14 protein-coding genes are annotated in these 14,934 nt (G+C 48.0%); 12 read left to right on the forward strand and 2 right to left on the reverse strand.

Features of this window, described 5'->3' with window-relative positions; genetic code table 11:
- Positions 1–2: 2 nt before the first annotated feature.
- From J5W02_RS10345 to J5W02_RS10365, 5 genes are all read left to right on the forward strand, one after another.
- Positions 3–893 (forward strand): dihydrodipicolinate synthase family protein, encoded by an 891-nt coding sequence (locus J5W02_RS10345; RefSeq protein ID WP_219965599.1) that lies wholly within the window; start codon positions 3–5, stop codon positions 891–893.
- Between the two features lie 29 nt (positions 894–922).
- A complete protein-coding gene (locus J5W02_RS10350) occupies positions 923–1,399 on the forward strand; it encodes a tripartite tricarboxylate transporter TctB family protein (RefSeq protein WP_219965600.1) in 477 nt (158 codons plus the stop codon).
- Positions 1,400–1,419: 20 nt separating this feature from the next.
- Entirely contained in the window at positions 1,420–2,922 is a 1,503-nt protein-coding gene (locus J5W02_RS10355) for a tripartite tricarboxylate transporter permease (protein ID WP_219965601.1), read from the forward strand.
- An 84-nt stretch (positions 2,923–3,006) separates the two neighbouring features.
- Positions 3,007–4,029, forward strand: coding sequence for a Bug family tripartite tricarboxylate transporter substrate binding protein (locus J5W02_RS10360; RefSeq protein ID WP_219965602.1), 1,023 nt, complete (start codon positions 3,007–3,009; stop codon positions 4,027–4,029).
- 98 nt (positions 4,030–4,127) lie between these two features.
- A complete protein-coding gene (locus J5W02_RS10365) occupies positions 4,128–4,448 on the forward strand; it encodes an SdpI family protein (protein WP_219965603.1) in 321 nt (106 codons plus the stop codon).
- A 123-nt stretch (positions 4,449–4,571) separates the two neighbouring features.
- Here the strand turns inward: J5W02_RS10365 and J5W02_RS10370 are convergent, their stop codons facing one another.
- Positions 4,572–5,789, reverse strand: coding sequence for an MFS transporter (locus J5W02_RS10370; protein WP_219965604.1), 1,218 nt, complete (start codon positions 5,787–5,789; stop codon positions 4,572–4,574).
- Positions 5,790–6,015: 226 nt separating this feature from the next.
- Between J5W02_RS10370 and J5W02_RS10375 the strand changes: the two genes are divergently transcribed.
- Together J5W02_RS10375 and J5W02_RS10380 are read left to right on the forward strand one after the other, a co-directional pair.
- Positions 6,016–6,963, forward strand: a complete 948-nt coding sequence (locus J5W02_RS10375) for an FAD:protein FMN transferase (protein WP_219965605.1) — start codon at positions 6,016–6,018, stop codon at positions 6,961–6,963.
- Between the two features lie 24 nt (positions 6,964–6,987).
- On the forward strand, positions 6,988–8,187 hold the full coding sequence (locus tag J5W02_RS10380) for a 4Fe-4S binding protein (RefSeq protein WP_219965606.1): 1,200 nt from the start codon (positions 6,988–6,990) through the stop codon (positions 8,185–8,187).
- 207 nt (positions 8,188–8,394) lie between these two features.
- Here J5W02_RS10380 and J5W02_RS10385 read toward each other — a convergent pair whose 3' ends face one another.
- Entirely contained in the window at positions 8,395–9,288 is an 894-nt protein-coding gene (locus J5W02_RS10385; protein ID WP_219965607.1) for an AraC family transcriptional regulator, read from the reverse strand.
- A 111-nt stretch (positions 9,289–9,399) separates the two neighbouring features.
- Between J5W02_RS10385 and J5W02_RS10390 the strand changes: the two genes are divergently transcribed.
- The 5 genes from J5W02_RS10390 to folP all read left to right on the forward strand — a co-directional run bounded on the left by J5W02_RS10390 (position 9,400) and on the right by folP (position 14,813).
- Positions 9,400–10,032, forward strand: coding sequence for a hypothetical protein (locus J5W02_RS10390; RefSeq protein WP_219965608.1), 633 nt, complete (start codon positions 9,400–9,402; stop codon positions 10,030–10,032).
- Positions 10,033–10,230: 198 nt separating this feature from the next.
- Complete coding sequence (locus tag J5W02_RS10395) at positions 10,231–10,827, forward strand: TetR/AcrR family transcriptional regulator (RefSeq protein WP_219965609.1); 597 nt, start codon at positions 10,231–10,233, stop codon at positions 10,825–10,827.
- Positions 10,828–10,933: 106 nt separating this feature from the next.
- A complete protein-coding gene (locus J5W02_RS10400) occupies positions 10,934–12,469 on the forward strand; it encodes a transglutaminase domain-containing protein (protein WP_219965610.1) in 1,536 nt (511 codons plus the stop codon).
- Positions 12,470–12,578: 109 nt separating this feature from the next.
- Positions 12,579–13,967 (forward strand): transglutaminase domain-containing protein, encoded by a 1,389-nt coding sequence (locus J5W02_RS10405; RefSeq protein WP_219965611.1) that lies wholly within the window; start codon positions 12,579–12,581, stop codon positions 13,965–13,967.
- A gap of 30 nt (positions 13,968–13,997) precedes the next feature.
- Positions 13,998–14,813, forward strand: a complete 816-nt coding sequence (folP, locus tag J5W02_RS10410) for a dihydropteroate synthase (RefSeq protein ID WP_219965612.1) — start codon at positions 13,998–14,000, stop codon at positions 14,811–14,813.
- The last annotated feature ends 121 nt before the right edge of the window (positions 14,814–14,934 follow it).

The following is a 14,934-nucleotide window of genomic DNA, read 5'->3' on the forward strand; positions in this document are numbered from 1 at the left end:
TAATGATTTTATCTGGTATTATCGTTCCGCTGCTGACACCGTTTAAAATGGATGGACAGATCAATTTCGACGAATACGAACGGTTGATTGACTATACGGTGCGCAACGGCGTGAAGGGGATTTTTGTAGGGGGGACATCGGGGGAATTCGTCAACCTGACTGTCAATGAAAGAATCGAACAGCTGAAATTAGCCAGACAGGTTCTTCCTGCCGGAGTAAAGCTGCTGTTTAATGTAAGCGCGCTGAATCCGGAAGATCTGGATACTTTGATTGCTGCCGCAGGGAAAGAGGGTGTGGACGGAGTTTCCGTTGTAGCGCCTTACTACAATAAATTTGATACGCAAAGCATCGTTGAATATTTTCAATATATCAGTGAACATTGCGCGAAAATGCCGCTTTTCCTGTACAACATGAGCGGTCTGACGCATAACCCGATTACACTCGACGTGCTGAATCAGATTCTGCCGACGTGCCCGAACATCATGGGAATCAAGGACAGCAGCATGAGCTTCACCAATCTGCTTGAAATGTTTTCCAGCTTTAAGCCCGACGGTTTGGAGATCATCACCGGAAACGACGCGGAAATTATGGCCGCCAGAGCGTTTGGCAGCGAGGGTGCCATTGTGGCAATGGCCAACTGCTTCCCCAAACTGGTGTGCAGCGTCTGGAACGATTACGGCATCCGTGATTTTCAAGAAATCTGGGAGAAGCAATCCAAGGTTATTCAAATCAGAAGATTGTTCCGGTCCATCATGCCGATCATGTCCCACAAGGCGGCGCTGGAGCTGCAGGGGTTCAACATGGGGCCCGCAAGATTCCCGTTCCGGTGTCTGACGGTCGAAGAAAAGAAGTCCGTTGCGGATACGCTGGATCAATTGAATATTGAGTTTTAGGGACAATCGAGAGAAGGGGAGGATACGATTTGAACCAGAATAAAAAAGCTTCTATTTTTTATTTCTCAATTACCGCGGTAAGCCTGATTTATTTTCTGTCTGCAATAGAGTTGCCGTTCGGTACTTTTTCAAAGCCCATGCAAGGGTTTTACCCGATTATTCTCAGCGTCATCGCGATTGCTCTGTCTGCGTACAACGGCGTTACTTTGCTTTTGAAAAAGGCAAAGGAAACGGATGAGCAGGAAGAGCCCGGTGTGGAGTTCACAGGCCGGAAAGATGTGCTGAAGTTTTTCGCTTACATTGGCGTGATTATTTTCTTTATTGTGTTCTCGGGGATCATAGGCGCTTATACCTGCCTGTTTTTATTGGTCTTTGCGCTGAGCAAGATCCAGGGGCTGCAGGGAATTTGGAAGCCGCTTCTTCTTGCCGCCGGAACAGCGGTCTGTTTTTATCTTCTGTTCGGCGTGGTGCTGGAAGTGGTGCTGCCCACAGGATTTTTGATTTAATTTTTGGGAGGTGATATAGAATGATATGGGGAAATTTGTTTAACGCGTTTATTCAGACGTTTTCACAGCAGAATCTGCTGGCTTGCTTTATTGGCGTTCTCACCGGAACGGTTGTCGGGGTTCTTCCGGGAATCGGGCCCGTCGGCGCAATGGCTTTGCTGCTTCCTTTCAGTTACGGAATGGACCCGGGCAGCGGACTGATTATGTTTGCCGGTATTTACTACGGCTCCATGTACGGCGGATCAACGACGTCCATCCTGCTGAATATGCCGGGAGAATCTGTGTCGGTTATTACATGCCTTGACGGCTATAAGATGGCGAAAAAAGGAAGGGCGGGAGCTGCCCTGTCTATTTCCGCAATCGGCTCGTTTGTGGCGGGCACGCTGGGGATTGTCGGGCTGATGCTGTTTGCCCCGCCGCTCGCGCGGTTTGCTCTGAGCTTTGCGGCACCGGAGTATTTTGCAATCGCGGTGATCGGAATTATCCTGCTGAGCAATCTCACGGGAAATTCCTTCCTGAAATCCTTTTTAATGGTTATTATCGGCATGATGCTCAGCAGCATCGGAACAGACCCGCTGACCGGGTTTATCCGGCTGACGTTCCATGTTCCCGAGCTGACCAGGGGAATCGACATTCTGCCTATTTCCATGGGTGCGTTCGGTCTGGCGGAAGTGCTGACCACGGTAGTGGAGCCTTATTCGACCGGCGATTTGATTAAAATCAAGGCGAAGGATCTGTACCCGACCAAGAATGAAATGAAACGCTCGACCATGCCGATTTTAAGGGGGTCCCTGCTGGGATTTTTCATTGGACTGATCCCGGGACCGTCCGCCGTTATCTCTTCGCTTGTTTCTTACAAAATGGAAAAGACGGTCTCCAAACATCCGGAGGAATTCGGCGAAGGTGCAATCGAGGGTGTTGCCGGTCCTGAATCGGCCAACAACAGCGCATCTTCCGGAGCAATGATTCCGTTGCTGGCGCTGGGGCTTCCCTTCAACGCAAACACCGCCATGCTTTTGACCGGACTGATGATTCACGGAATAACGCCCGGCCCGACTTTTATTACGGAGCATTCCGACCTGTTCTGGCTGGCGGTCGCCAGCATGTATGTCGGCAATATTATGCTGCTGATTCTGAATCTGCCGCTTGTCGGTATTTTTGCCAAGCTGACGAACGTACCGGCCAAGATTTTAATGCCGATTGTAACGGCTCTGATGCTTTTGGGCGCTTACAGTGTCAACAGCTCGATGTTCGACGTAATTCTGATTCTGATTTTCGGCATTGCCGGATTCGCGCTGAAATACTTTAAGGTTTCAGCCGCACCGCTTGTCATCGGTCTGGTGCTGGGTTCCATCAGCGAGGAGGGCCTGCGTCAGGGGCTGATTATGAGCGACGGCAGTTTCATGGGCTTTTTGACAAGGCCGATCAGCGGAAGTATTTTCGCGGTAACATTTATCATGCTGATCTTTATAATATTCAAAAATTTCCGTTCAAAAAAAATAGTTTTCGATGAGGCTGTCTGATCGGCAGTCGGCTTTCGAAAAAGGTTATGTTATCCAAAGTCAAAGGCGAGTCCTTGACTTTCTGATAAAGATGGGAGGAGCAATATGAAAATCACAAGTAAAAAACTGCTGGCAGGTGTGCTGGCCGGGGCGATGATCGTCTCCGCCGCTTCCGGGTGCCAGAAGTCGGACGGAGCATCCGCCGACAAAAAAGAAGAAGCAAAGTTCCCGACCAAGGCCATCACACTGGTCGTACCGGTTGAGGCGGGAGGCAGCTCCGATGCAATCGCAAGACTGATGAGCAATTATTCCGATAAATATTTCGGAAAACCCATGGTGATCGTAAACCAGCCGGGCGGAGCGTCCACGCTGGCAACCGCAGAAACAGCCAAAGCGAAGCCGGACGGATACACCGTGGTGTTTTCTCCGGTAGGCGCTGTTTGCGTTCAGCCTCATTACGGACAGATCCAGTATACATACTCCGATTTGAAGCCGGTCGCACAGGTTTCTGAAGAAGCGATCGTTCTGGTAACGAAGAAGGGCAAGTATAAAGATCTGAAGGATTTGATTCAGCAGGGCAAAGACGCCCCGGGCAGCATTAAACACGCGAATTCCTCTATTGGCGGCCCGGTTCACCTCGTAATGGAGAAGCTGTTCAGCGACGCCGGCGTTAAGGCGGAAGCGATTGGCTACAAGGGCAATTCAGAAGTGAAAGCGGCGCTGCTCGGCGGACATATCAATGCCGGCGTTCTGCATCCTTCGGAGGTTCTCCCGATCCTTAAGGGCGGCGAAATCGACGCTCTGGCAGTTTCCACCTCGACCGGAAAGCGCGACCCCGCGCTGCCCGACGTCCCGACCTTCCAGGAACTGGGATACGACATTGACTTTACGGTTTGGAAAGGCATTTTCGCTCCCAAGGATATTCCGGAAAATGTGTCCACAACTTTGAACAAGGGCTTTGAGGGCATTCTGAATGACGCCGATTTCCAGAAAGAAATGCAAAAGATCGGACAGGGAGTCGCCTTTATGAGCCCCGACGAATTCTCTAAGAAAATTGAAAAAGAGTACAATTATTACGGAGAAGTCATTGAGAAGACCGGCATGAAAGAGAAAGTAACCGGTAAGTAAGAACCGGTAAAAAACGCGGCGGGGAATTCTCATGATTCCCCGCCGTATGCCGGTTTGGACGTACAACAGAGCTGCAGCGCAGCGGAAAGGCTGATTTTATGAAATATCTACTGGGGATTCTCCCGGCATATCTTCTTATTGTTGGAATACGTTACCTGATTTCGCCCCCAAGCAAAAGCAGTAAAATGGCTTATCGGACACCGCTGTCCATGCAGAATGAGAAAATATGGACTTACGCACAGCTCCTGTACGGCAAAAGACTGCTTTTGGGAGCGGCCATGATGGTGCCGATTGTCATGATCGGATTTTCGATCGCCTGTAACCTGATACAGTTTCTTCTGCTTATGGTTTTTGAGATTATTATTTCCTTCGTAATGGCTGTATCCGTCCAAAAGACTCTGGCGCAAACACTGCAATAATGAATGATTCGCAGATAAAAAAACTGCCGGTTTTTCCGGCAGTTTTTTGCTTTTATAAAGATATTTAAAAAGAGTCTGGGGCATGGTTTTCTTAAAAATCACCGGATAAAATCGTTTCAATAATTACTGGGAAGATGATTTGTTTGATGCGAATTCTTTTATTTCCACCCTCTCAATAGCATACAGTCCTAATATAAACCCGAGTGCTGCGGCAATCAATCCAGCAAAAAGCATTTTGTCCACACCGAACCCATCTAAGAGCCACCCGCCGATAAGACTTGCAGCCACACCGCCAAGAGTAATCGCGCTTGTCATAAAAGCCTGTCCTTTCGCTAAGTCATCTTTTTTAATGATTTCGTTCACATAATAGATGGAAGCCGGAATAAACAGCGCGTATGAACTAAACTGAAAAAGCTGTGCGGCATATAACATCCATACATTGGTGGCTAACATTGTGATTACGGTCTTAATCACAAAAAAGAACAGGGAGAATTTCAGAATTGAGCTGCAGCGAATTTTTTTTACGCAAAAACAAAATAAAATCATAGCCGGCAATTCAATCGCTGCGGCAATTCCAGTAGCGATCCCCATTTCCTTTGCGGTACCGCCGACATTTTCAGTAATCTGTATCAGGTAATTGCTGATGATGGAGTGCGAACAAAACGTAAGGGATACTGTTGCCAGAAAAGCGCAATATTTTTTGTTGTGTAAAAAAAATGAGAATGAATGATTCATATGGGTATTTTCTGTTTCTTTTGCAGTTTCAACACTTTCCGAATGTGTGATAGCACTCTCAGCAAGCGGAAATTGTTTGTTTGTAAAAGTATAAATGACGATTCCAAGCGCTATGTACAACCCGACGGAAATCACCGAAAGGAAATCCGCGCCCAGGTTTTCTACAAGAACACCCAACAAAACCGAACATACCGCATATGCCATAGAACCCATTCCTCTCGCAAGGCCAAAGTTCATTGAAATCCCTTTATTAATTAGCTGCATCCCCAGAGAATTGACCAAAGGCTGCAGTGTGAAAAGAACAATCAGTTGGAGGATGAACAACGCCGCAAGTACAAGAAAACAGCTTGACAGAAAGCACAGGCTTACCGCAAGTACGCCCGCTGCTCCTACAAGGATTAAAATCAAATCCTTCATGGATATTTTCCGGGTGTCGGCAAACGCCGCTACTGCAGGCTGAAGAAATACAGCAAAAATATTAGCGATTGCCAGGACTAAGCCAATTTGGCTGTTTTTAAAATGCTTAGACAATAGGAATACCGCGGCAAAACTGGCGCTGCTGCAGTATACCGACCAATAAAAGCTGTGGACACCCGCATACTTCATTGTATATTTTAGATTAATATCGATATTAATTTCACCTGTCTTTCATTCTGCGCCTGTCCGGATTGAAACATAGCTTGTAGAGGTCACCTATCAGGTGGCCTTTTGCTTCGTTCATCGTATATTAATCATAAATACACAGAACCTTTCTGCTTTTTTCACTGCGCTTTCACCTTGAAATGTTATTTTTATCTTGCTGGAACTATAAAAGATGAAGGTAACAGGTGTTATGATGCTAAAAAAAGCAAGGATGGACAAGGCGATTGATAAAGTTTTCTTTGCGCTCGGAACCATCAATTATATTAAGATATTTGATTTTGCAAAAGAAGATGCGATTGAAAAAGCAATCGACAGAGTAACCGAAATTGATAATAGAATGTCTGCGTTTAAAACAGAAAGTGATCTTTCAAAACTAAGCAGAAATTCAGGGGAAAGGTTTCAGAATATACACAAAGACACTTTTCAATTGATTCGAAAAGCTGTTGAATTCAGTGATCTTTCAAACGGTGCATTTGATATTACCATACGTCCGTTAGTCGAACTTTGGGGAATCAATAAAAAAGGAAGCTTTGTTCCTTCTGAAATCGAAATACAGGAAGCTCTTCGTTTAGTCGATTATCAGGATATTCAGCTGGATTCTGAATCGTTGAGCGCAGCGTTGAAAAATCAGGGGCAGGCTCTGGACCTGGGGGGAATCGCCAAAGGGTACGCTGCGGATGAAGTCAAGCGGATTCTGGTTGAAAATGGAATTCAAAGCGCCATGGTTAATCTGGGGGGCAATGTAATTACGATTGGCAGCCGTCCGGATGGGCAGCCATGGCAGGTCGGAATTCAAAACCCAATTGCACCCACGGGTAATTATCTTGGCGTTTTATCCATTACAGATAAAACGGTTGTTACCTCGGGCAGCAATGAACGCTTTTTTATAAAAGACGGGATACACTATCACCATATTTTGGATCCTCGTACTGGGAAACCCGTGCAGAACTCTTTGCTCAGCGTGACGGCGGTCTGCACATGTTCAACGGATGCGGATGCCCTTACCACGGCGCTGTTTATACTGGGCCCCGAAAAAAGTATGCCGCTTTTACAGAAATTCAGGGCAGAAGCTATCTTTGTAACAGATGACCTAACAGTAACAGTAACGAACGGGTTAATCCGCCATTTCAAAATTTGAATGAATATATGAGGACTTAACATTATGAAAACAAAAAGAAAACTTTCCATTTTACAACTTTCAAGGCTCTTACTGCAAATTGTTTTGTTCGTTTTTTTACCTGCGCTGTATATTAGCACTTTGGACGGAGTCAAACAAATTTATCTGGCTTTCATTCACCGGAGCATCAGTGCCAATGTGATCCCCCAGTTAATTGAAGTCATCGCGATTATTCCCATTACAATTTTATTAGGACGCTTTTTCTGCGGATGGATGTGTGCTTTCGGTTCTTTTAGTGATTTTATTTATCGAATTTCCCAAAGGGTATTTAAGAAAAAATTTAAACTAAGTGAACAGGCCGACGCGTGGATGAAGATTATAAAATATATCGTGCTTGCAATACTGGTCGTTGATGTATGGACTCTTGAAATCACTGCGTTTCGTACGGCAAGTCCATGGGATGTGTTTGGAATGCTTGTAACCGTAGGCAAGGTTCCGGATTTTCCTTATGTACTTACTAATCTTACGGTTGGATTTGCGGCTTTTATTGCAATAATCGTTGCCTCCGCCTTAATTGAACGGTTCTTTTGCCGCTATCTATGTCCTTTGGGCGCAATCTTTTCCTTGGTTTCCAAACTAAGAGTTGCAAAAATAAAAAAGCCTTCCAATCAATGCGGAGCCTGCAGAATGTGTACCAACAGTTGCGCGATGGGAATCCCTCTTTATAAAATGGATGTTGTCAGCAGCGGAGAATGTATCAACTGCATGAAGTGTATTACTTCCTGTCCGCGCGGCAACGCGGATTTTGCGATTGCAAAAAAAGATATCCGTCCACTGATGGCAGGTGTTGCCACGGTTGCCACCATGACGGGTATTTATTACACTGGGGATTTCACTGTGAACGCAGCTGAAATCACCACTGGAAACACAACCACAGTCAGCCAAACAAGTCCTTCCGCAACGGAAAATCAGCTATATAAAGACGGTACTTATCAAGGCTCCGGTACAGGCTTCAGAGGCGCGACAACCACTGTTTCGGTTGTCGTATTGGATGGCAAAATTGACACAATTAATTTAGATTCTTCCGGAGATGACAGGAAGTTTCTTAACCGTGCTTATTCAACGGTTTCACAAGAGATTATCAGCAGCCAGTCAACCGATGTTGACGCGGTTTCGGGTGCCACATTCAGCAGCAACGGCATCATGCGGGCGGTTGCCGATGCATTAAGCAATGCAGCTGTATAAGTTGAATTGATATAGAATGATAGAACATAGATACTGTAAGATCTGAATAAGCGATCGATAGGGTCGTTGAATAGCTGAAAACAGGTAGTAGTTTGTAAATGCCTGAAAATAAGTATAGCAAAGCGAAACATCGATATCAATACATGTTTTGTTTTTTACTCTGTCTAAACTGGGGGCAACAGATCATGATCCGGCTGCTCGTTTTGTTTAAGATGCATGTATTTTCCGATACTCGGACGGGGAGCAGTTCATGTATTTTTTGAAATTCTCAGAATAGTAACTTGCGCCGGAAAAGCCGACTTTTTCCGAAATTTCGGTGATGTTGCAGTCCCCGCTCAAGAGAAGCGGAATACTCTTTTCAATACGGTATTTTATAAGGTACTCAAAAGGGGTTTGCCGCATGGTCTTTTTGAAAAAGTGACAGTACCTGCTTTTGCTGATGTTGCAGGATGCCGCCAGACTGTCCAGCGTCAGCTTTTCCTGGTAATGACTGTGCAGATAATCCAGCGTCTGCTTTAAATACAGGATGTCTTTCGATCCCGCCATGTCTTTTTCCGAAAGGAGGCCCTGCAGCTCCCCGTACAGCAGCACCCACATTTTGCACAGCCTGATCTTAATTTCCAGCTCCCGGCAGTTTTCGTTTTGCAGGTCAACCCTGCCGATTTCACGGATGAGCCGAATGATCCGGTTCTGCGGCCCAATTCCCGGGTTCAGGTAAAAGGAAGAACAGTTCCTTGACTGTAGAACCGGACGCACATAAGCGCTTTCAACCGTACTGTTTTCATGCCCGAAAATTAGGACGGGGTTAAAGGTAACCACCAGATACGAACAATCCTGTCCGTCGTACGATTTCGCGGTGTGCAGAACGTTTGCGTTGACAAACATTCCGTCTCCCTTTGTCAGGCGGTAAACGGTATCATTTGCCTGATACTCCATTGCTCCCTCCAAAACGGCGGTAAACTCCAGTTCAGGGTGCCAGTGGATCTCAAAACTCGCATGCTCGTATTCCGAAAGAATCTCATGACTCAGAAAAAACGGGAAGCCATAATCCCCGTGCGGCGACTCTTCCGACAGGTTTTTCCGCAGGAGCAATCGTTTCATAGATCAGCCCTCCAAATTGCAATATTGTTATAGAAATGGGCAAAATTCCGATAGCAAACAGAAATTATAACTATTATACTGGTTATAAAGAAACGCTTCAAGAGTTTTTTTGTGAAGGATACGGAATGGGAGGGGGATTTGAGCATGACCGGTTTTGGCTGGGACTGTACTTGCGGCGGGGATTACAGCAGACGAGCGGCGCGGGGGCGCTCTTTGCCCCATCTGTTTAAGGACTGTACCTACGACGGAAGAGGTGCCGGCGCCGCTGCTCCGGAGGTTGCGGCGCTGCGCGTGTTTAATCCGGAATATCGGATTCTGAAAGCCCGGGAACGGATTCAGGGCATCTTTCCGTGTGAGGAGAAAGACTTGAACGGGATGATGAAAAACTTTCTGTCCGCGGCAAACGGAAGCTCTTCTTACAGCGTACCCATTGAGTTGGTTTTTGACCGCCTGAAAGAATGCGAAGAACCGGAAAGCGGGGACTTGGTCCCCCTGACACTGATTGCCTGCAAAATGCAGTCGGGGCGTGTTTTTTGCAGTGTGGAGCGGCTCTCTTACAGCGGCAGCGATTGCGCGGCGGCAAAACATGCGCTTCGCCGGGCATTGTATACGGAGTGCCCGGAGAATTTAATTCGAAAATTCCGGGAACAGGGGTACCAGTCCAGCGCGGTTTTGGGGAAAGGGGATTTTACCCGGCAGCTGAGAAAGGTTTTCGGTGAGCAGTTCGGCTTTGCAGTCATATAGGGCATAACAGCGTTCCGGCACTCAGGCTTTTTGCCTGAGTATTTTTTATTGCCGTCCGGTAAAATCGCATAATTTCAGGGAATTAACAGGCCCTTTACGGATTTCCTTCCTTGACAGCCGTCAGAACTGCGATTATACTTGTACTGACTAAAAGTCATTTTATGTTTTGCTATTATAAAAGGAATGGGATGACGGAAATTGAAGACGACAAAAATACTGGAGAATAAAAAACTCAAAATGACCAAGCTGTACGACGCCGCTTACGAGCTGTTTACCTCCAAGGGCGTGCACAACACGATTATAGACGATATTGTCAAGAAGGCGGGCGTTGCAAAAGGAACGTTTTATCTGTACTGCAAGGATAAATACGATCTGGTAGACAAAATTATTTTGAAAAAGAGCGCCGCTGTGTTTGACGGAGCCATGAAAGCGGTTGCGGAAAGGCAGAAAATAAAAGAAATGGATTTTCTGCAGAGTGTCATCTTTTTTGTGGACTATTTAATTGAATTCTTTAAACAGGATAAGAAATTGCTTTCCCTGATCTACAAAAATCTTTCTTGGGATTTATATGAAAAGGCGCTGACCTATGAAGAAATGGAGGGGGCAAAGCAGATTTTTATCCAGCACTTCATCACTGCGGGGGGTGACAGTGAAGTGGCGAAACAGCGCCTCTACATTGTTGTTTCCATGGTCGGAGCCGTGTGCTATAATTCCATTGTTTTGGGAATGCCTTACCCGATTGACAGCGTAAAAGGCGAGCTGTACCGGTCGATCAGGCAAATACTGGCTTGCTGACAGCGCGGGAAAAACAACTTTTCCAATATTTTCATTTTTTTTCACAAAAATATCACAAATACATGGTATAATAACCCTAAAGATTTATTTGGAAGGGATTGAAAATATGAATGTTATAAAACACAGCCGCGTTCGTTCCGTTCTGGCGGGGTTTCTGGCCGCGGTCATTTTAGCGTTGCCTCTTGCCGGATGTGCGCAGACGGCCGCCGCCCCCGAATTGTCCTCCCGGACGGAATCCTCGTCAGTGCAGAGCGGCAGTTCTGCTTCCCAAATAAATCCGTCGGCAGGGTCAACGGAAGCTTCCAGTCAGAAAACGGAAGGAACAGAGTCCGCTGTTCCCTCCAGTGAGATTTCCTCCGCCGCCGCTAAAAGCGTAAAGCAGACGGCAGTCACCCCCAAAACACAAAAAAAGACGGCGGGACAGACGCTGCAGAAGGTGTCTGACGATGCGCTGGCGGACAACGGCACGCAGTTTAGCATCCCCAAAATGGCGGCCGCCGCAAAACCCGGCTACGTTTATGTTGACCAGCGGGAGGGGTACAACTTCCTGCCCGACCTTGTCAGCCGTAATGTGTATAAACAGATTTTCCAAGGCGCTTATCAAATATCGGCGTCAACCACTTCCGAAGGGTACTACCCCATCCAGAAAATCACTGTTTCTGATTCCACCCTTTCTGAAGCGCAGCTGCGCCTGATTCTGCTTGCGTTCCTCAACGATAACCCGCAGATTTTCTGGCTTGCAAACGCATATTCTTATGCCTATGCCAACAACAACACCTACATCCAGCTCTATTCCGTCGCGTCACAGCCCAACTGCACCGCTATGATTCAGAAAATGAACCAGAAGGTGAGCGCCGTTATCAGCGCGATGCCGGCAGGGCTGAGCGAGCTTGACCGGGAATTATATCTTTTTCATTATATAGCGCAAAATTGCACCTATAATGATGCGGCTGTTACCAACACCGGTATCTGGCAGGCGTTTTCCTCCTATGGCGTGCTGATTGACGGGACCGCTGTCTGCGAGGGTTACTCCAGAGCCATGCAGCTGCTTTCCAGTTATGCCGGGCTGCAGTGTATGCTGCTCAGCGGGCAGAGCAGCGGAGTCAACCATATGTGGAATGTCATCAAAATCGACGGCAACTGGTATCATCTGGACACGACCTGGGGAGACAGTAACACGGAAGTATATAACTACTTCAACCTGAATGATACGGCCATTGCGCAGTCGCGCACCATCTTCCCGAGTGCTTCCACTTTGACGGAAGATCAGATAGACGGCACGGTTGACGGCGAAGCCGCAAGGTGCAATCTGACGATTCCGGCCTGTACCGCCACGGCGGCCAATTACTTCCGGGCCAAAGCCGCAAAGGTGAGCAGCAGCTCGGAGGACAGCACCGTCCAGAACGCTCTTGCTTCCGCAATCAAAGCCAAAAGCACGTCCGTTTCTTTCTATATAGATGAAAGCGCGGATTATGACGCGGTCATTACCGGGATGACGACCGGCTCGCCTTACCAGCTGATGAAGTGTGTCAGCGCGGTAAACAGTATGCAGGGGACAGGGAACCGGATCGATACGGATAACCTGCAATATATTGGCGACAGGGTCGACCGGGGCATTACCCTTTACCTGAAATACAAATAACGAACAGTGACCCGCAGGACTTTCCTGCGGGCCCTTTTTTTGTCAATTGATTTTATTTATGGGCGTGCTATAATAATCATACTAATTTATCCAGTATCCGGAGGAGTCCATGAAAAAGTTTTTATCCGCGGTTATGACGGTGATGCTGACCGGACTAATCGGCATGTTCGTAGTTTTATTTCTGTATCATGACAGGCTTGGACTTCAGTGGAATGACCCGCTTACGGGTTATCTGCAAAGTGCTCTCGCTTCCGTACTCCCGCAGGGATCCGATGTGAGTGCCGGACAGGCGGAGCCGGAGCCCGCTTCGGGGGATAAAAACACTGTTTCCGTATTGCGGGATGCCGCCCCCGTGTCTAAGCATTACCCGGTGTTTCATCAGACAGCGGGACTGGACAGCCTGACGGACAGCGGCAGCCGCGCGCTTTATCAGGAGCTTTTAAAATCGGTACACGCTATCGCGAAGGAAGCTGACAAGGACGGATATTACCCCACTGACGGGGCGAGCGTGAAGGGTCAGGAGCTCTCCGAAAAGCAGATTCGTACGGCGGTGCTTGCCCTGCGCGGTGACAACCCGCAGATTTTCTGGCTGGCCAGTCAGTATTCCTACACCTATCGGTCGGGGAATACCACCGTACGGCTTTTCAGCTATCTGCCGCCGGAAAAGTGCAGTGAACTGGTTAAAAAAATGAACGCGGCGGTTGCTTCGGTCATCGGCGCAGTGCCGGCGGGGCTGAGTGAGCTGGATCGGGAAATCTACCTTTTTCAGGCAATTGCAAAAATGTGTACATATGACAATGCCGCGGTGACCGATTCCAAGCGCTGGGCCGCTCATGAAGCGACCGGCGTACTGGTGGACGGAACGGCGGTCTGTGAAGGCTATTCGGAGGCAATGCAGCTTCTGGCCTCTTACTGCGGACTTGACTGCCGCACGGTCAGCGGCAGCGGCAACGGAGAGCCGCATATGTGGAACATCATCAAAATTGACGGAGAGTGGTATCACCTTGATTCCACATGGGGTGACAGCGATCTGGTTAATTACAACTATTTTAATGTAACCGATAGTATCATTCGCGCGGATCACAGCATCAGCGGGAATATTCTTCTGGCAGAAGGGGAAAACGTAAAGAATGGGGACGGCTCTTCCGTCGATTACAATTTGCCGCTGCCCGCCTGCACATCTATGAAGGCAAACTATTTTCGGGCAAAAGGGATTGCTGTCAGTGGATTTAACAGTAAAAACAATAACAAGGCGTCGGCTGCGCTCGCTGCCGCGGCAAAAACCAAAAGTCCCACCGTCGAATTTTATATTGATGAAAAATTAAACTATGAAAATACGGTGGCACAGATGGTAGGAGCACCCCGTTATCAGCTTTCCAGTTATGTTGAGCAGGCAAATCGTACCCTGAAGGCCGGCAGCAGAATCAACGAAGACAAAATTCAGTATGTTCAGGCGGAGAAGTGCCGTGGATTGACCGTTATTTTGGAATATGATTAATCGGTGCGTGGAAAAAAGGAGGATATGAGGATGAATCAGTTTTGTGCGGGAAAGTATAGCCTTCCTTTTGGGGAAAAAGCTTATGTAATGGGAATCCTGAACGTTACACCCGATTCTCTGACCGACCGGAGCCGCTTCCTCACACCCGAAAAAGCGGCGGCCCGGGCGCTGGAAATGCAGGATCAGGGCGCGGATATCATCGACATTGGGGCGCAGTCCGCGCGTGCGGGCAGTACATTGCTCACTCCGGAGGAGGAGCTGGAAAGACTTCTTCCCGTACTGATGCAGCTGAACGGCCGCCTTGCCGTCCCGCTTTCCGTGGATACGTTTTATCCGCGTGTGGCGGCGGAGGTGCTCAAATACGGTGTGTCGGTTCTCAACGATCTCAACGGCTTTGATAACGCAGAAATGGTTGCTGTGGCGGCGCGTTCCGACTGTGGCTGTATTGTCATGCACCACAATGGGACAGAAGAAAAAATTATTCAGGATGTCAATCAATATTTTATAAAAAAGAGGGACATCCTAATCAAGGCCGGTATTCGCAAAGAGCGTCTTTGCTTTGACCCCGGTATCGGTTTTGGAAAAACCCATGAGCAGGATCTGTGCCTGCTGGGGAACGTGGCTCAGCTCCGTGTGGACGGCTGTGCTCTGCTGGTCGCGGCCTCGCGCAAGCAGGTCATCGGTCTGGAGTGCGGCAGTCCGCCCTATGAGCAGCGCCTTGCCGGTACGCTGGCGGCCCACAGCATCGCCGTGGCGGACGGCGCGGACATGGTTCGCGCCCATGATGTGGCACAGGCGGTACAGGCCGCGAAAATCGCCTTTGCAGTCAGGCGCGCCCGCGGTTGAAAGGTGTCGGAAGGTACGACAAAATGGGCGCGAAACAAGCCTTTTTAAAAAAAGTTTAAAAAAGTTTAGAAAAAGGGTTGACTTACGGGGATGTATTTGGTATTATAGTCAAGCGCCTTAC

Origin of the sequence: Caproiciproducens faecalis (assembly GCF_019448085.1) — a bacterium.
Classification (GTDB): Bacteria; Bacillota; Clostridia; order Oscillospirales; family Acutalibacteraceae; genus Caproiciproducens; species Caproiciproducens faecalis.